The sequence below is a fragment of the Brasilonema octagenarum UFV-OR1 genome (assembly GCF_963888615.1).
Classification (GTDB): Bacteria; Cyanobacteriota; Cyanobacteriia; order Cyanobacteriales; family Nostocaceae; genus Brasilonema; species Brasilonema sennae.
The window spans coordinates 14,144-31,902 of sequence record NZ_CAWPKW010000252.1 but is presented as its reverse complement, the minus strand read 5'-3'; the positions used below and the strand labels follow the sequence as shown (position 1 = coordinate 31,902).

Here is a 17,759-nt window from a genome sequence, read left to right as displayed (position 1 = left end):
CGTGCTTTACGGTTAGTTCAACAAGATTATGTTCACAACCTAAATTAGGACGCCTGTAGAGCAAAAGTAGTAAGTTCGTCAACATTTAAAAATGTGAAAGAAAGTCTTTGTGATGACTTCATTTCACAGTGTTTGATGCTTCAAACAGAATGTAACTAGTTTCATACATGGCTTAATTTGCTTTTGCGACTTATTTACCATTGGGATCAACAAATCTAGTTTTATCCTAAAGCAAATATCTATACAAGTAGTTAATACTTATATATTTTGGTTGTCACCTACCATCGCACAAGTAATATTTCTAAGGACATCTCACCATAAAACGGGTTCGGAATTGGCTTAAAAGACAATTCATTTTCTTGCTTTGGCATAAATTTGATTTCCAAACTCTATTAATGATGAGTTGTACTAAACTGTTTTCTTACTTTAGAAAGACTTCTCGTATTCAAGGGTTTGTTAATATTAGGACAAAGCATTACTCTCTGTGAATAAAAAAATGAAAATTCCTTGATTTGGCTTTAGTTTTGTTACTGGTAGAGTTTGATGTCAAGACTGTCGTTTTAACTAGAAAAGTCATTCTCTGACACTAACTTACAGAAAAATTTTGTTTGAATACCTTGTTCCAAGGGTAGTTAAATACCTTCCTAATAGCATGAGTTTATTAAACAACTCGTGTTCATAATTTTTTGCGTCTAATTCTTAATCTTTAGCTCTTAATCATTTATCGTTACCAATGCAGCAAAATATCACTTACGAGTCTTCAAGTACTTATTCTGAAAAGCCTAGTAATCAGAGACTCCGTCTGCCTTACTTAGATGGTATACGTGGTTTGGCAGCTCTATATGTGGTTCTCGTTCATTGTTGGGAACCCAGCCTTGCAGAGGCTTTACAACCTGCTTTACTATGGTTACCCATAGCAAAGTTCCTCAGATATGGAATTTTTGCTGTTGTTGTTTTTATTGTTCTTTCGGGCTACTGTTTGATGCTTCCAGTAGTTCGTTCTGATAAAAAATATTTCTCCGGAGGCTTACTAGGTTTCTTTAAGCGACGGATTCGCCGAATTTTACCACCATATTATGCTGCTCTAATCTTATGTTCATTAATAGGTGTATTCGTACTCTGGATAGAGCAAACTGCTAATTTAGGCTGGGATGAAGAAAGATTAAGTAACCTCAAAGGTTTGTTCTCTCCTTCATATTCTTTCAAAGATATACTTTGTTATCTCTTACTTCTTCAAAATTTCGGCAGTTCATATATTAATAAGATAAATGGTCCAACATGGACTGTTGCTGTAGAGTGGCAAATCTATTTTGTGTTTGCCATCTTTTTAATACCAATATGGCGACGTTTGGGCTTATTGCCTACACTAACAATTGCCTTTGTTGTTGGAATTACACTTAACTATCTGATGGGTGAACTTTCTTCTACTGTTCATCCTTGGTTTTTAGGTCTTTTTGCTTTGGGAATGGCTGCAGCAGAGATTAACTTTTCACAAAAACCATTTTTGGTGCAGATGAAAAAATCATTACCTTGGGATAAACTTGCTGCTGTTTTTATTTGCTTTGGTTTTTTAACAGAGTGGATACGATTTAATTTGATACAAGAAATGCCGGAATGGGTGATCCATTACTTTATTGCTTTTGGCGCAGCTTGTTTTCTCATATACTGTACCAATTTCTTAATCAACGGTAAGCCACTTCCCCCTGCGGTGCGGTTCTTAGAATCACCACGGATTGTTGGACTGGGAGTATTTTCCTACAGCCTTTATATTATCCATGCTCCTATAGTTTGGCTTGTATTTCAAATTTTACTGAGTATGCACTTGTCTCCTTCAATGTTGGCCGTTAAATGGTTTGTGATCGGGGTTCCATTGTCAATACTTGTTGCTTACGTATTCTACCGATTCTGTGAGCGACCTTTTATGTCCCATCTTCCAGTTAAAGTGAAGTCTCAAATGTGAAGGACTCAGTCTATTTTACGTTTTTTAAGGTTGACCTACTTAACAGCGAATAATACTAAGCAGGAGATTGCCAAAAACTTGTAAATTTTGGGACAATAATATTGATTGGTTAAGATCAGCAATTCTTCTTCTAGGCTGATTCAAAAAATATCCAGTTATTCTATCATGAACGCCATCTATGACACCAGAGACAGTCCTACCGGAAGTTATAGAAAACGTGTTTGTAGGGAACAGTAAACCAAAGGATGTGTTTGCTGCATTACTACCAGCGGTGTGCGACGTGTTGCACACTGATCGCTGTTTTCTTCACCTGCGAAATCCACACACCAGGACGTATCAAAATTTATGTTGGCGGCGTAGCCCTGAGATTCCCGATACGAGTACGAATGGCTGGGAGGCAGAAATTGAGTGGGAGCGGGAAGATCCAATGTTTGCAGCAGCCCTCCGTGCGGCTTCCTCTATCTTTGTAGAAGATGTTGATCTAGCCAGTTCAGATGTATTAAACATTGATTTTGAGCGGAAATACTTTGGACATCGAGCATTGATTCACGCTCACCTGTGCCAGGATGGGTTACTGTGGGCAATTCTACAACCTTGTATTTTCGGGCATCCCCGAGTGTGGGACGAATTCGACCGATCTTTCATTCATCAGGTTCTAGAAAAGCTGAAACCATTTGTGCTTTCTTATGTGCGAGATGTTGAACTTTAACTTAACAGACCAGGGATCGGAAGAATTATCTTCCTACCAGTCCTCAAACCCTGGTGGAAGCGACTACAGAGGAGAGTTTGAAAAAAGAGATTCCGGTTTATTCCGTTTTTTCGCTACACAACTAATCATTTGAGTTTGATATAGCTTATATCAAGTTCGCCTAATCACTTATAAATCGCGCATTCACCCCACCCGCCCTATTGGCTACCCCTCTAGAGTCCCCTCACGAGAAAGTAAAATACCTACCCTTGTGAGTGAAAGGGGGATGGGAGGGTTAGGCAGGGGTAGTTTTTTTATAAGTGTTCATCCGAAGATGATATTACACATTTGGGATGTTCCCTGGATGATCACTAATCAGAGCCGAACAAACGTCCACTCCAAAGTTTTTATCGGTGCTGTTTGAAGTGCTTGCGTGAGTTCATCGTTACTATCAAATTTCAGTTGCTCTAGGTAGCAAGCTTCCACATTAACAGTAAACTTCTCTTCTAGGAAAAGCCACGGTTGTACTGTAACATTCCCATCGTCAGACTGTACCACATCATAGCGCTTGCCGTCTGGCAGAGTTGCAATTTCTAACGCACGTTCATTAGCAGGTAACACACGGTTGCAGAGGATGAGTGAGAGGCGATCGCACCACTGAAAAAACTCATAAGCTTCCACAGCTTCATCCTTTGTAATCTTCAACTCATGACGCCATTGCTCGTGATTCTGGAGTTGTTCGTCTAAAAAGCTATCCAATTCTGGTGATTCTCCACGCTCACCCTCATGAAGGAAGCTCATATGCATAGAAATCAGCATTGCAACCCATCGTCCGCGATATCGGGCATTTTGCATGTGTCGTCGTACACTATTTACATCAGTTCCCTTTCCTAAGGTAAAATCTAGCGGTGCACCAGCTTCAGTGAGGTGATTGCCTTCCCATTCCTTTTCCAAATCATCGTGATGGGAAATAGCAGCAATTGTCTCTAACCAACGCAACGGGCGCTTTTCTGGGTGCCAATGTCCCGCTATTTGAGCTGCAAGTAAAGCATGGGCGCGATGATAAATAACTTCCCAACCGTTCTGATCTAGATTAGCAATCATAAATTAGGTATAAAAGATCTCATAACATTAATTTACTTTTTCATTTTGCACTAATCCAAACTCGATATTCATCTCTCAATAGCACGATAAAAATCTTCCTATGAATAGATTGACAGCCAAAGATTGGATTCTCATTACACGGCGACTGACTCCTTACTTATTTTTGCTCCCTGCCCTGTTTATCTTGGGATTAACCGTCTTTTGGCCTGCACTACAAGCGTTTTACCTCAGCTTTACCCGCTACGAATATGATTTAACTCAGATGCCCCAATGGGTAGGTTTTGCTAACTTTCAGCGCTTGCGCAAAGATCCAGTTTTTTGGCAAACTTTATTTAACACCTTAATCTACCTTGTGGGTGTTGTACCTATCTTAGTCATCGCCCCCTTAGCACTGGCAATTTTAGTCAATCAGAAACTGCGCGGAATGAACTGGTTTAGAGCCGCATACTATACACCAGTCGTGATTTCAATGGTTGTTGCGGGGATTGCTTGGAAGTGGCTGTATGCAGAAAATGGCTTACTCAATCAATTACTAAAGGGTATTTTCCCAGAAGGAATCCCCTGGCTGACGAGTCCCCGCTTCGCTTTATTTAGCGTCATGGCTGTAACGGTATGGAAAGGGTTGGGTTACTACATGGTCATTTATTTAGCTGGGTTGCAATCCATCCCCAGTGACATCTACGAAGCTGCAGCAATTGACGGCTCAGACGGTATCCGTAAGCATTGGGATATTACTGTACCTTTGATGAAACCATACATAGCTCTAGTTACTGTGATTTCGGCCATTTCTGGCACCAAAGTGTTTGAAGAAATCTACATCATGACGCAAGGTGGACCACGCAATAGCTCTAAAACAATAGTTTACTATTTATATGAACAAGCATTTAGTAATTTGGAAATTAGCTATGCTTGCACAATTGGGTTAGTGCTGTTCCTCATCATTTTGGGGCTATCCGTTGTACGATTAGCGATTGATCGACAGGGCGGTGATAATATAACAGCATGATCAGGACTTACGCGACCTTAATGCCTTATCTGTCGCAAACATTTTTTAAATTGGTATAATTATTTACTCTACATAATGCCAAATCAAAAGCAAACTGTTGTCTTTAACGAAGAACGCGCCTCTACCTACGACGAAAGAGTGGCTAAGGTTGCTCCATTGCGCGACACACTTCATTTACTGACCCGCCTAATCCTTTGTGAGCTTCCTTTTGATGCGCGGATTCTTTGTGTAGGTGTAGGAACTGGCTTGGAATTGATTTATCTCGCCCGTGAATTTCCACAGTGGCAATTCACAGCGGTTGAGCCTGCGCCTGCAATGCTTAACATTTGTCGTCAGCAAGCCGAAGCGTGTGGAGTTGCATCACGTTGTACATGGCACCAAGGTTATCTCGATTCTTTGCCCGCCTCGGAGCCGTTCTATGCGGTGACTTGCCTGCTGGTTTCGCACTTCTTTATGCAGCAAGAAGAGCGGCGCAACTTTTTCAGTCAAATTGCTTCACGACTTCGCTCTCAGGGATACTTGGTTAGCGCGGACTCGGCTTGCGATATGTCCACTTCCTCATATCAAAGCCTTCGTGAGGTTTGGACTCGGATGTTGAAGTATGCCGAATACCCGGAGCAAGACATCGAAAAATTCCTTGACTCTCATGGTCGGGATGCTGCTGTGCTACCACCTCACGAAGTCGCGTCGATCATCGCATCCAGCGGCTTTGATGTTCCTGTATTATTTTTGCAAACTCTTTTTATTCATGCTTGGTATGCAAGGCGACTATGACAAGATTAAAAGTTTTCAACAGCAGCCTAACAATGCTTAATTTGATAGATTGTTTGACCAGTATATCGCGCTAAATCTTTGAGAGAGCGATCGCCCTGTACCAGTTGCGTCAGTCATAATAATACACGTGTACTATAAGAGAGCGATTCCTAGCCCCTAAGAGGGGCGGCACTCTCGGACGAAGAGCTAGCCCCTAAGGGGGCGCTACGCAAACGCTTAACGCCTGTGCCAGTTGCGTAAGTCCTGGGCAAGTCTCCTCGGTTGTAGCAACTGCGGAACAAATGGATGCAGATAATCCTGGTTTAAATTTTCCGGCTCCTCATGGGAGGGGCGAGCAAATTTCGACCAGAAAGCCGTTATTGTCGCGTAGATACCCGACAAGCTGTCCCCAAGGCTTGCGTTCCGGCTTTTTGACTTCCACCGCACCGGCGCTAATAGCTTTTTGAAACGCAGGCTCGACGTCTTCTGTCACCAGCGCGATTTCGATAGGCGGCGCGGGTTTGTGTGGTGCTGTGGCGTCAATTGGAACTGTGGTCAGGTTTTTCACAAAGTCATTGGCGGCAAACGTGAGTCTCGTCGCGCCGGTTTCTAGTTCAGCGTATTGATTCTCTTCCGTCACCATGCGGCGCTGCAAGCCGAAGGCGTGCTCGTAAAATTCCACAGTTTGCAACACGTTTTCTACGTATAAAATAATATAGCCGAGCTTCATTATAGATTTCCTTCTTTAGTTGCGGTGACAATCCACATGAGCGCATACGCTGCACGCAAATGGGATTTGGAGCTTTTCACGGCAAGCCCTGCGGCAGCAAGGGCTTTAGCATAGCCGCCGGTTGGAATGTAATCGGCGATTAATACTGTACCGCCCGGTTTCAGGATGCGCGCGATTTCATGGCAAGCAACATCACGTTCCTTCTCATCTTCGATATTATGCAAGCAAAGCAGCGACAGAATCACATCAAACGATTGATCAGCAAAGCTGGTAGAGCGAATGTCCTCTTTCTTGAGTTCTACCTTACCCTGCATACCCTCCAGCGCGACATTACGCAGCGTATTTTCCATCGTGTTGCCAGATAAATCCTGCGCTCTCCAAATATCGATGCCGATCGCTTTTCCGCTGCTCAAGCACTTCGCCGCACCGATGGCGAGCAGACCGCGTCCGGTACCGACATCGAGCACCTGCTCATCGCCACGCCAGGCGATCATGTTGAGCATCAGGTCACGGATATTAAACTTTCCGCGCAGACCATAGATAGCCATTGAGGTACCTAGGGCAAGCGGTATTAGCGCGGTAAAGCAAAGCAATGAACCAAGAAAAGCGACATGGATGCCAAAGAGATTAAAACTGGGGATAAAAAATCCGGCGAGAAACGCTGATATACCAACTAGAAAAAAGCCTTGGATGAACCCAGGCGCATCGATGCCATAACGCGGCTGGGCAGAAACATGATTTTGTAATGTCTGGTTACAACTATCGTTCATTGTCAATTATTTTGAATTGATTGCGTCTATCGTTTAATTACATTAAACGAGTGATATTTGAACGTATTGTAAAAAACGGACTTAGGAGGATCGCGCAAGATAACGTGTCGGGCTGGTTGCTGCAAACACTTGAAAATCATGAATCATATGCCCTTGATCAAAGTAACCGCATTCGGCAGCCAAAACTGCCATGCTCATCGCATTGTTATCGTCGAGCAAGCGTGTGACGCGGCGAAAGCGAAGGATACGGGCGAGCAGTTTCGGCGCAAGCCCCGTGCGCTCAAGGCAAAGACGGCGAAACTGACGCTCGCCCATTTCAGCAATATCGCATAGCTCATCCAGGGACATCTGGCCATCGTGCTCTACAAGCGTATCAATCGCCCTTTGTGCTGCCGATGGCGGATGAATCATTTCTAAAGCTTTTTCCAATGCATGTACCTGTTCTTCGCCGTTCTCCGCATGGATTAATTGTTTTGTAAGGCTGTTGGCGTCACCTTGCCAAAGCGATCGCAATGGTACAGTTTTATCGGTGAGCGTCGCACCGTGCACAGGCAATATCGAATACGCCATACCGGGCTTGAAGCGTATGCCGACAAAAGCAGCGCCTGCAAGCACTTCGACACGCTGCGGCTGTGTCATCGCCCCGACGATATCAAAATGCTGTTCTTGCTGTGTAAATCGTAACAATAGGTCTGTACATCCATCCGGCAATACCGACTGATAGTTATCTTCCGCAGCTTCGAGCATCCAAAAGCATTCGATCGTTGAAGCCAGACGCGCTGAAGGTTGAAATTCTCGATAATTTGAAGACATAGCAGAATTTTAGATTAGTTCTGTGCTACTTCCAATTACGTTTTCTTGGCGAATATTAGCAGACAAAGGCTTAGCTGAGCGCAACACAGCGTCCAGCAACCCTGGAAAAAGTGCTTCCAAATCCTCTTTGCGCAACATATTAATGTGCTGTGTTCCTTCTTTGCGAGTCAAAACGACGCCTGACTCTCGCAAAATCTTGAAGTGATTGGACATGGTGGATTTGGCAATGGCAAAATCAAAGTCAGCACAGCATTGCTCTTCCTTAACTGCCAGCCGCCGCACAATCTCCAGCCGCACCGGATCGCCCAAAGCGTAAAGCACTGCTGGTAAGGAAATATGTTTTCGGTCTGGGTGATACAAGAATCTCATACTTGTATTATCTCATCAAGTTGACTATATTTTAATTATTCGATATTATCGAATTAACGAATTAATGGAGAAAAAATTATGTCATCCATTGCAAATGTGACAGATGCCACGTTCAAGCAAGAAGTTCTTGACAGTGAAGTTCCAGTGTTAGTGGACTTTTGGGCACCGTGGTGTGGACCTTGTCGTATGGTTGGTCCGGTGGTAGATGACATTGCTGCTGAATATACAGGACAGGTAAAAGTAGTGAAGCTGAATACAGATGAAAATCCTACTATTGCCAGCAATTACGGAATTCGCAGCATTCCTACGCTCATAGTGTTCAAAGGTGGACGGCAAGTCGATACTGTAGTTGGTGCAGTGCCAAAGACAACGTTGAGTAAGACTTTAGCACAGTATCTGTAGTTCAATTCGTCATCAATAACTCACGAATGACGATTTGAACTGGTGTAGGACAGTCAGTCTTGGCTCTTTGATAATCAGTTTTAACAAGACTTGCATAATGCGTAAATCCGATCATTTGTTGGAGTTCAAGCAATGGACTTGAAGTTGCATGGTAAATCCGCGCTGGTAAGTGGTTCAACAGCAGGTATTGGTTTTGCAATTGCACAAGGACTCGCACAAGAAGGGGTATCAGTTATTATTACTGGACGATCTTCTGGACGAGTTGAGGAGGCAATCGCCAAAATTCAACACAGCAACCCACAAGCAAAAGTTTCCGGTGTGGTTGGTGATCTTGCAAAAAAAGAAGGAGCCTCGGAAGTCTTTCAACAAGTTCCTCACATTGATATCCTAATCAACAATCTTGGTGTTTACGAGCCAAAGCCATTTTCAGATATCACCGATGAAGACTGGTTCAACATCTTTGAAGCTAACGTTCTTAGTGGAGTCCGTTTGAGTCGCCACTACCTACCAAAGATGTTGGAACAAGACTGGGGACGTATTATTTTTATATCCAGTGAATCTGCGATACAAATTCCTGTTGAGATGATTCACTATGGTATGACAAAAACGGCTCAACTTGCCATTGCAAGAGGTTTAGCACAATCGACAATTGGGACTAAAGTCACAGTCAACTCTGTTCTAGCAGGACCAACTCGCTCAGAAGGCGTTGAGGATTTTGTCGCAAAAATGGCAAAAGACCGTGGTATTAGTTCTGAGGAAGTCGAAGCTGACTTTTTCAAAAATGTTCGCCCAACTTCGCTGATCAAACGCTTTGCAACAATTGATGAGGTTGCAGCAATGGTTGTTTATCTATCCAGTCCAATAGCCTCAGCCACTAACGGTGCAGCTGTGCGGGTGGATGGCGGGGTTGTGCAGTCAGTTGTTTAACAGTTATCAGTTATCAGTTACCAGTTATCACAGTTCACTGTTTACTGTTCACTGTTGAGTGTTACCAGTTACCTGTTATCAATTTCATCCGTCTGAGTGATGACTGAATTAACTAGGAGTTTTGATTTTTGGCTAAGCACAAAATTTGGAGATTCAATTTATGAACGCTAACATAAACTTACTCTCGCCATACAAACTAGGTGATCTAGAACTGCCCAACCGCATAGTGATGGCTCCCTTAACTCGTAATCGTGCAGGAGAGGGTAATGTACCGCACCAACTCAACGCCACCTACTATACTCAACGCGCTTCTGCAGGGCTGATTATCGCTGAAGCCACTCAGGTTTCTCCACAAGGGCAAGGGTATCCTTATACACCAGGAATTCACTCGCAAGAACAAGTAGAGGGTTGGAAGTTAGTCACGGATGCAGTGCATCAGCACGGAGGAAGAATTTACCTGCAACTATGGCATGTAGGACGCATTTCACATCCTGATTTTCAACCGAATGGTGAGTTACCGTTAGCACCTTCTGCGATCGCACCTAAAGGTGAGGTACTGACTTTTGAAGGTATGAAACCATATGTAACTCCTCGTGCTTTGGAAACGTCGGAGATTCCTGAAATTGTCGAACAATATCGTAAAGGGGCAGAAAATGCTCTGGCAGCTGGTTTTGATGGTGTAGAAGTTCACAGTGCTAATGGTTATTTACTTGACCAGTTCCTCCGGGATGGTACGAATAAACGTACAGATAAATATGGCGGTTCTGTAGAAAATCGTGCCCGACTGCTGTTGGAGGTAACCGAAGCAGTTGTTGGAGTGTGGGGTGCAAAACGGGTTGGGGTACGCCTTTCTCCCAGTGGGACGTTTAACGATATGCAAGACTCCAATCCACTGGAAACATTTGGTTATGCTGCCCAAGCCTTGAACCAGTTTGATTTAGCATATCTGCATATTTTTGAGGCGATAGATCGCGATATCCAACATGGAGCAATAGTGGTGCCAACCAGTCATCTACGCGATCGCTATCACGGTACACTTATCGTTAATGGGGCATACACTCGCGAAAAAGGCGATGCAGTCCTAGCGAAAGAAGAAGCAGAGCTCGTTGCTTTTGGCACACTATATATATCAAACCCCGATTTACCCCGGCGTTTTGCTCTCAATGCACCGCTGACTGAGGGAGATTCGACGACTTTTTATGGTGGTGGAGAAAAGGGTTACACCGATTATCCGACAGTAGAAGAGCAATATCCCTCTTTAGTAGGAGCCAAATAATTCGTTGTTCTTATAGATGTACGAATGATGAACAGCTGTGATCCAAGCTTATAATCTTTGTGAAAATTGACGGATAAATCTCATGGTTCAAGAACTCAACCTTCAAACTAAACCTCTAGATGTACCCAGCGCCATTATTCAGCGTCGTTCTATCAAGACTTTCAAATCAGATCCCATATCCCCGGAACTACTTAGGCAACTCGTTGAACTCACCGTAGCAGCGCCCAGTAGCTATAACATTCAAGATTGGCGGATAGTTCTTGTGCAAGATGAGGCACAAAAAGCGGCTCTTTCTGCAGCATCTTGGAATCAAAAACAAGTCGTTGAAGCGCCTGTGACATTTGTCTTTGCTGCTGATGCGACTGCTGGAGAACAAGACTTAACACCGATTTTGAATCAGGGACTCGAAACGGGTGCATGGAATGAGAAGACGGTAAACTACTTTAAAACCAATATCCCGCAGTATCAAGCAGGAGTTGGAGACAAGCGTCGGGAGTATGCCATCAAAGATGCCATAATCGCTGCAACTCATTTGGTGCTAGCAGCAGAAAGTCTGGGCTTGTCCACCTGCTTTATGAATGGTTGGATTGAAGAGAAAGTCAAGGAAGTGATTGGTGCTGCGGATAATCCAGATATTGCGATCGCAGTTCTTGTACCAGTTGGATATGCAGCAGAACCACGTCGCGATCCCGGACGTCTGCCATTTGCCCATAACGTTTTTGTGGATAGACTGGGAAACCCTTATGAGAGTTGAGATGAGAACTGTCCACGTATTCTCGCCAAAGTAAAAGACATCACGAGCAAACAATGGGTAGACAGCAAGTCACCAGAGTACTACTCATTTGATTGACTCATGAGCGATTGACTTTGCAGCAAAGTCAATCGCACCAAAATCATCTACCAAGTCAAACAATTTCAACCATGTCCTTTAACTGCTAACTCACATTTTGCACTTAGAAAAACTAGTGTATTTTAACACTCAACACTAAACCTGAAGCCCATATTTTACCGGTAAAAGCCAATAAAAGTTATGTAACTTTCTTGCGCTGCTTTTGACTCAGCCCAGGCTTATACGGTTAGGTGCAAGATATAAGCTAACCCCAATCAGCAATCACAGGACTCATCATCATGAAAAAACTAGAAGGAAAAGTCGCTCTTGTCACCGGCGGTACCAGTGGCATCGGTCTTGCCACTGCCAAGCGCTTTGTCGCCGAAGGTGCCTATGTCTTCATCACGGGTCGTCGCCAAACTGAACTTGATGCTGCCGTGAAAGTGATCGGTAAAAACGTCACGGGTATTCAGAGTGATGCCTCGAATCTTGCAGACCTCGATCGCCTGTTCGCCACGATCAAGCAAGAGCAAGGACACCTTGATGTGATCTTCGCCAATGCTGGCGGTGGAGAACTCGTCCCACTCGGCGAAATCACCGAAGAACACTTTGACAAAACGTTCAACACTAACGTCAAAGGTCTGCTGTTCACTGTGCAGAAGGCACTGCCACTGTTGCCAGAGGGCGCTTCTATTATCCTGAATGCTTCTCAGACTTCTATAAAAGGTACGCCAGCTTTCAGTGTTTACAGCGCCACCAAAGCCGCCGTGAGATCATTTGCTCGGAATTGGATACTCGACCTCAGAGAACGCAAGATCCGAGTGAATGCCATTAGCCCTGGTGTGGTTCCGACTCCTGCTTACGATCATTTGGGACTGAATGACCAGCAGTTGCAAGAATTCGTGGACAGTCAAGCCAGCGCCATCCCGTTGGGAAGAGTAGGCACGCCTGATGAGATTGCCAAAGCCGTTGTCTTTCTAGCTTCAGACGACAGCAGCTTTGTGAACGGCATCGAGTTGTTTGTCGATGGCGGTATGGCACAGATTTGAAGCGCCTTAAAAGCGATATATCAGATAAGCTACTCGTGACAAACAGTTCATTTAAACATCAGGAAATATAACTAATGATTTCGCTTTATTACTGGACAACACCAAACGGACATAAAATCACAATCTTCCTTGAAGAAGTGGGAATACCTTACACAATTGTTCCTGTCAACATTGGCGCGGGGGATCAATTTAAGCCTGAGTTTCTCAAAATTTCTCCTAACAATCGTATCCCCGCAATTGTGGATCATGAACCAGCAGGAGGTGGTGAACCGATTTCAGTTTTTGAGTCTGGTGCTATCTTGCTGTATTTGGCAGAAAAAACAGGGAAGTTGATTCCAGGAGATTTGCGCGAACGCGTTGAAGTCCTGCAATGGCTTTTTTGGCAAATGGGGGGTTTGGGACCGATGGCGGGACAGAACCACCACTTCAGCCAATACGCACCCGAAAAAATTGACTATGCTATTAACCGCTATGTCAATGAGACGGGACGCTTGTATGCTGTCCTAGATAAGCGGCTGTCTGATAGAGAGTTTATTGCTTTTGATTATTCCATCGCCGATATTGCTAGCTATCCGTGGATTGTGCCATATGAGCGCCAAGGTCAAAACTTAGAGAACTTTCCTCACCTCAAGCGCTGGTTTGAAACAATTCAGGCGCGTCCAGCAACAATTCGTGCTTACGAAAAGGCAGAAGCCTTCAAAAATCAGGCGCTTGATGTAGAAAAGTCAAGAGATTTGTTATTTAGCCAGTCGGCAAAAACAATTCAGAAGCCCACAACTTAAAAATTTTAGGGGAGTATCAGGACGCACAGCACTGACTCCCCTTATCCGTTTATCCATGTTTAGTATCTGTATTATAAGCAGCATATTAGACTCGGATAAGTGTTTAGGGGATGTCAAGATGAAATTCTTTATTGTTCACGCTCACCCAGAACCCAACAGTTTCAATAGTGCACTGACTCGCTATGCTAAGGAAGTACTGCAGACCATAGGACATGAGGTGATCATTTCTGACCTTTATGCCATGCAGTTCAACCCAGTTTCTGACCGCCGCAACTTTACTTCTCATAAAGAATTAAAGTACTACAATCAGCAAACTGAAGAAATGTATGCCACTGAAGTTGATGGCTTTGCCCCAGATATCAAGGCGGAGATGGAGAAACTTGACTGGTGCGATGTGCTGATTTTTCAGTTTCCACTTTGGTGGTTTGGACTTCCTGCGATCCTCAAGGGTTGGGTTGATAGAGTTTTTGCAATGGGAAAAATTTATGGTGGCGGGAGGTTTTATGACAATGGAGTTTTTCAAGGAAAAAAAGCCATGCTGTCTCTCACCACAGGTGGTGGATTAACCATGTACACCGAAATAGGGATCAATGGTGAGATTCGTACGATCCTCTATCCAATTAATCACGGAATTTTTCGCTTTGTAGGTTTCGATGTTTTGCCACCTTTCATTGTTTGGGGCGCAAGTCGCATCGGGGATGAGCGTCGCCAAGCTTATTTGGAAGAGTATAAGCAGCGGTTGTTAACGATTAATGCAACGCCTCCTATTGTGTATCCCTCACTGAAAGATTTTGATGAAAATTTCCAACTGAAGCAGTGATGATAAGCTGTTGCGCGATAACTTGCATATTTTCCCCTTGAACAGAGGCGTTAAATTTCTGGTAAATTATCAAGGACGATTGTCCATGTGCAAGCGCGTGCCTCTGGTTGCGATGCTCCCTCTGGGAGCAGCCGTGTTTTTGGGTAATACTTGATACAAAAAAGTGCAGTGGGTAAGAGCTTATGCCTAATCACTCTGGAAGCGAAACAACAGCTAGACCATTTGATTTTGTTTTACCAATAAGAGAAAAATAAGACAGATTAAAGAGAAACATTTTCATTCTTGCTGGTGTGCAAATGCTCATGGGGGGTATTTAGTCATTCTCCAGCTATGAATTGCGGGGGTTTCGCCTGAAAATCTTGATCGATCTTGTCGAAATTCAGTATACTACAAAAGAATATTTTCAATAGACTTAACGTTTCTATTTTCTACAATAATAAGAAATTATGAATTGTTATAATAAGCTTTCAAAACAATGTTACATTTCTATCAAAATTTTATTAAAATAACCAAGGTGCGTAACTGATTAGTAAAAATCGATTAGATTTGTTATTGTGAGCAAAAAAGGATAAAAAGTAAAGTACAAAAAATGTAAAAATGTTTACTTCATTATACAGATTTTTGTTCTATGCTAAAGGAAACCGTCCTAAAAGTTAAGATACTTGTACGCCGGATTATCTCCATCCTTGCCAATGATTCGTCACGTCTACAGTTGACCTTTATTTGATCAAACTCCTATGAGTAGGTTAGTTGTTTTAAGCCTAGGTCAAGGGAACCTACACGAAGGCTGTGCTACGGTGACGGCTCAGCTTGGAGAAGCAGACAACCCCTACCAGATGAAATTCACTGCCAGCTTACCAGCCGCACCAAAAATTTATGAACTATACCAAACTTGGCAGTCAGTTTATTATGCTTTTTATCAACGCTTGAGTTGGCGTCTGGATAACGAAGTAGATGATAATTTTGAAATTGCAGAAGATTGTATCACTAATATTTCTGAAGCTGATATTCATGGCTTGTGTAAGCTGTTGTCAAAAAAAATCAATACATGGCTTAACTCAACAAAGTTTCGCAAAATAGACCAGCAGTTACGTACACAATTAAAACCCTCTGAAGAAATTCGCTTCATTATTGAAACCAACGACCATTTACTGCGACGACTTCCTTGGCATCTGTGGAAATTTTTTGACGATTACCCATATGCAGAAGTGGCGTTGAGTGCGCCAGAGTATCAAAACACTAATAAATTGCTGGTAAATAATCGCACAGGTAAAGTGAGAATTTTGGCAATTTTTGGGAATAGTCAGGGAATTGATATTAGTCAGGATAAAACTCTTTTAGATAAACTATCAACTCAAGCAGAAGTTAGATTTTTAATAGAGCCAAATCTCGGTCATTTAAACGATCAGCTATGGCAACAAAATTGGGATATTCTCTTTTTTGCGGGTCATAGTTTTAGTCAAGAAAAAGGATTTTTGCAAATAAATAAAACAGATACAATTACCCTTGAGCAGTTAAGATATGGTCTAAGACAAGCTATTAGTCGTGGGTTGAAGCTAGCGATTTTCAACTCTTGTGATGGTTTAGGGTTGGCGCAGGAACTCCAAGATTTGCAAATTCCACAAGTGATTGTCATGCGTGAGCCTGTACCGGATGTCGTCGCTCAAGAATTTTTAAAGTATTTTCTGGCAGAATTTTCAACTGGAAAGTCTTTATACAATGCAGTGCGTTCTGCACGCGAAAGACTGCAAGGATTAGAGGTGGAATATCCCTGTGCCACTTGGCTACCAATGATTTTCCAGAATCCTGCTGAACCATCTATGATTTTGTCACAGCAAAATGTATGGACTAAACGCAAACAGAAGACAGATTTCTCAATGCTGGCTTCCACCCCAAATGCTAGAGGTGTGCAAACAAACATCCGATTGCCAGTAGTCACCTCAGTTTTTTCCAAAACAACGGCTCTCGATTCACTCATTGAGATGCTCAATGGCAAGTTCCTGGAATATCAAAATCGCCCCCTTAATCATACAGAAATTTTTGTTTTACGAGGTATTTGGCAAAGTCAAACTTACAACCAAATTGCTCAACAGGGAGGCTATAGTCCTAATTACTTTACTAAGAATGTCGCTCGAAAATTATGTCAAAAATTGTCTGAACTGATCGGCAACCGTGTGACTAAAAAAAACTGTCGGACGCTACTAGAGTCGTATGTGACTACACAAGCTTCTCCAAAAACAACCTTGGAACAACGTCCCTCTGTAAGAAATTCTCCCAATTTCCAGCAGGAAATGTCACCTCGTTTTCCTAGTGGTTTAGTCCCGCTTGGTTCTCCCTATTACATTGAACAACCAGAGATTACCACACAGGTTTATAAAGAAATTATCAACCCAGGAGCCTTAATTCGCATGAAAGCTCCTCAAGAAATGGGTAAAACCTCGCTGCTGATCAGGATTGTTGAGTATGCCAAGCAGATCGGCTACCATACAGTGAGCCTGAATTTGCAGGAGCAAGTTGATCAAACTATCTTGAGCGATTTGAACCGCTTTTTGCGTTGGTTATGTGCCAACATCTCTTGTCAGCTTGAGCTTGAACCAAGATTAGACGAGTTTTGGGATGAAGATATTGGCAGCAAAGTCAGCTGCTCGCTTTATTTACGAAATTATGTCTTAGAGCAGATTGATTCTCCTCTGGTTTTGGCGTTGGACGAAGTGAATCAGATTTTTGAGCATCCACAAGTGGCACAAGAATTTTTACCCTTGTTGCGTTCCTGGTACGAAGACGCCAAAAGGCAACCTATTTGGCAAAAGCTGCGCTTGATTGTGGCTCACTCAACTGAAGTTTATGTTCCCCTCCAGCTGAATCAGTCTCCATTTAATGTCGGACTACCGATTGAGTTAAACTATTTTAGTTTAGAGCAGGTGCAAGAGTTAGCCCAGCGCTTTGGACTCAATTGGACAGATGATGAAGCAAGGTTAGTAACGGACATCGTTGGCGGACATCCTTCATTAGTACACCTGACACTTTATCACCTTAGTCGTGGAGAGGTTGCTTTAGGGCAACTGCTGCAAACTGCTGCCACACCCACAAGCATTTATTACCGTCATATCCAACCTTATTGGGCAACTTTGAAGGTGCAACCAGAATTAGCATTTGCTGTTTCTACAGTGATGAGTGCTACTAAACCTGTAAAGTTAGAACCTGTTCTTGCTCATAAGTTAAAAAGTATGGGGTTGATTAAGTTGGATGACAATCTAGCTACACCTAGTTGTCGGTTGTATCAAGAGTATTTTCAATTGAAGTGTGATATAAATCCAAGCTAAAAACCCAAGTCAGCCGCGTGGTGAGGTTGTGCTGCACCGAAGGTAGGGAACTGGTATCCAGCAATGCCTAATATCGTGTCCGGTTAAAGACTTATCATTAAAATACAGCAGTAGGAAGTGAACACCAAACTAGTCTGTAAAATGAGTTGACCAATGCT

17 protein-coding genes are annotated in these 17,759 nt (G+C 43.2%); 12 read left to right on the top strand and 5 right to left on the bottom strand.

Annotated elements, in window-relative coordinates:
* Positions 1-733: 733 nt before the first annotated feature.
* Both AC5590_RS20655 and AC5590_RS20650 read left to right on the top strand, forming a co-directional pair.
* Complete coding sequence (locus AC5590_RS20655) at positions 734-1,960, top strand: acyltransferase family protein (protein ID WP_169265322.1); 1,227 nt, start codon at positions 734-736, stop codon at positions 1,958-1,960.
* Positions 1,961-2,138: 178 nt separating this feature from the next.
* The gene (locus AC5590_RS20650) at positions 2,139-2,669 is read left to right on the top strand and encodes a GAF domain-containing protein (protein ID WP_169265321.1); all 531 of its coding nucleotides are present in this window, start codon (positions 2,139-2,141) and stop codon (positions 2,667-2,669) included.
* 354 nt (positions 2,670-3,023) lie between these two features.
* Here the strand turns inward: AC5590_RS20650 and AC5590_RS20645 are convergent, their stop codons facing one another.
* On the bottom strand, positions 3,024-3,752 hold the full coding sequence (locus AC5590_RS20645) for a DUF3891 family protein (protein ID WP_169265320.1): 729 nt from the start codon (positions 3,750-3,752) through the stop codon (positions 3,024-3,026).
* A 100-nt stretch (positions 3,753-3,852) separates the two neighbouring features.
* On the opposite strand from AC5590_RS20645, the gene AC5590_RS20640 reads away from it, so the two are divergent.
* Both AC5590_RS20640 and AC5590_RS20635 read left to right on the top strand, forming a co-directional pair.
* Positions 3,853-4,758 (top strand): carbohydrate ABC transporter permease, encoded by a 906-nt coding sequence (locus tag AC5590_RS20640; RefSeq protein ID WP_169265319.1) that lies wholly within the window; start codon positions 3,853-3,855, stop codon positions 4,756-4,758.
* Positions 4,759-4,833: 75 nt separating this feature from the next.
* Positions 4,834-5,532 carry a class I SAM-dependent methyltransferase gene (locus AC5590_RS20635; RefSeq protein WP_169265318.1) on the top strand — a complete coding sequence of 233 codons (699 nt, stop codon included), beginning with the start codon at positions 4,834-4,836 and terminating at the stop codon, positions 5,530-5,532.
* A 319-nt stretch (positions 5,533-5,851) separates the two neighbouring features.
* Here AC5590_RS20635 and AC5590_RS20630 read toward each other — a convergent pair whose 3' ends face one another.
* The 4 genes from AC5590_RS20630 to AC5590_RS20615 form a co-directional block, all read right to left on the bottom strand.
* Positions 5,852-6,241, bottom strand: a complete 390-nt coding sequence (locus AC5590_RS20630) for a VOC family protein (protein ID WP_169265317.1) — start codon at positions 6,239-6,241, stop codon at positions 5,852-5,854.
* Entirely contained in the window at positions 6,241-7,011 is a 771-nt protein-coding gene (locus AC5590_RS20625; protein ID WP_211178462.1) for a class I SAM-dependent methyltransferase, read from the bottom strand. The genes AC5590_RS20630 and AC5590_RS20625 overlap by 1 nt, the downstream gene beginning before the upstream one ends.
* A gap of 81 nt (positions 7,012-7,092) precedes the next feature.
* Positions 7,093-7,824 (bottom strand): AraC family transcriptional regulator, encoded by a 732-nt coding sequence (locus AC5590_RS20620; RefSeq protein WP_169265316.1) that lies wholly within the window; start codon positions 7,822-7,824, stop codon positions 7,093-7,095.
* Between the two features lie 9 nt (positions 7,825-7,833).
* The gene (locus AC5590_RS20615; protein WP_169265315.1) at positions 7,834-8,193 is read right to left on the bottom strand and encodes an ArsR/SmtB family transcription factor; all 360 of its coding nucleotides are present in this window, start codon (positions 8,191-8,193) and stop codon (positions 7,834-7,836) included.
* A 78-nt stretch (positions 8,194-8,271) separates the two neighbouring features.
* Here AC5590_RS20615 and trxA point away from each other — a divergent pair, with 78 nt between their 5' ends.
* From trxA to AC5590_RS20575, 8 genes are all read left to right on the top strand, one after another.
* Complete coding sequence (gene trxA / locus AC5590_RS20610) at positions 8,272-8,595, top strand: thioredoxin (RefSeq protein WP_169265314.1); 324 nt, start codon at positions 8,272-8,274, stop codon at positions 8,593-8,595.
* A gap of 132 nt (positions 8,596-8,727) precedes the next feature.
* A complete protein-coding gene (locus AC5590_RS20605) occupies positions 8,728-9,522 on the top strand; it encodes an SDR family NAD(P)-dependent oxidoreductase (protein ID WP_169265313.1) in 795 nt (264 codons plus the stop codon).
* Between the two features lie 160 nt (positions 9,523-9,682).
* Positions 9,683-10,798 (top strand): alkene reductase, encoded by a 1,116-nt coding sequence (locus AC5590_RS20600; protein ID WP_169265312.1) that lies wholly within the window; start codon positions 9,683-9,685, stop codon positions 10,796-10,798.
* Positions 10,799-10,880: 82 nt separating this feature from the next.
* The gene (locus AC5590_RS20595; protein ID WP_169265311.1) at positions 10,881-11,552 is read left to right on the top strand and encodes a nitroreductase family protein; all 672 of its coding nucleotides are present in this window, start codon (positions 10,881-10,883) and stop codon (positions 11,550-11,552) included.
* 374 nt (positions 11,553-11,926) lie between these two features.
* A complete protein-coding gene (locus tag AC5590_RS20590) occupies positions 11,927-12,676 on the top strand; it encodes an SDR family oxidoreductase (protein ID WP_169265310.1) in 750 nt (249 codons plus the stop codon).
* 74 nt (positions 12,677-12,750) lie between these two features.
* Positions 12,751-13,458, top strand: a complete 708-nt coding sequence (locus AC5590_RS20585) for a glutathione S-transferase N-terminal domain-containing protein (protein WP_169265309.1) — start codon at positions 12,751-12,753, stop codon at positions 13,456-13,458.
* 118 nt (positions 13,459-13,576) lie between these two features.
* Positions 13,577-14,278: an NAD(P)H-dependent oxidoreductase gene (locus AC5590_RS20580; protein WP_169265308.1), complete on the top strand. Its 702-nt coding sequence runs from the start codon at positions 13,577-13,579 to the stop codon at positions 14,276-14,278.
* A 737-nt stretch (positions 14,279-15,015) separates the two neighbouring features.
* On the top strand, positions 15,016-17,601 hold the full coding sequence (locus tag AC5590_RS20575) for an AAA-like domain-containing protein (protein WP_169265307.1): 2,586 nt from the start codon (positions 15,016-15,018) through the stop codon (positions 17,599-17,601).
* Positions 17,602-17,759: the final 158 nt, after the last annotated feature.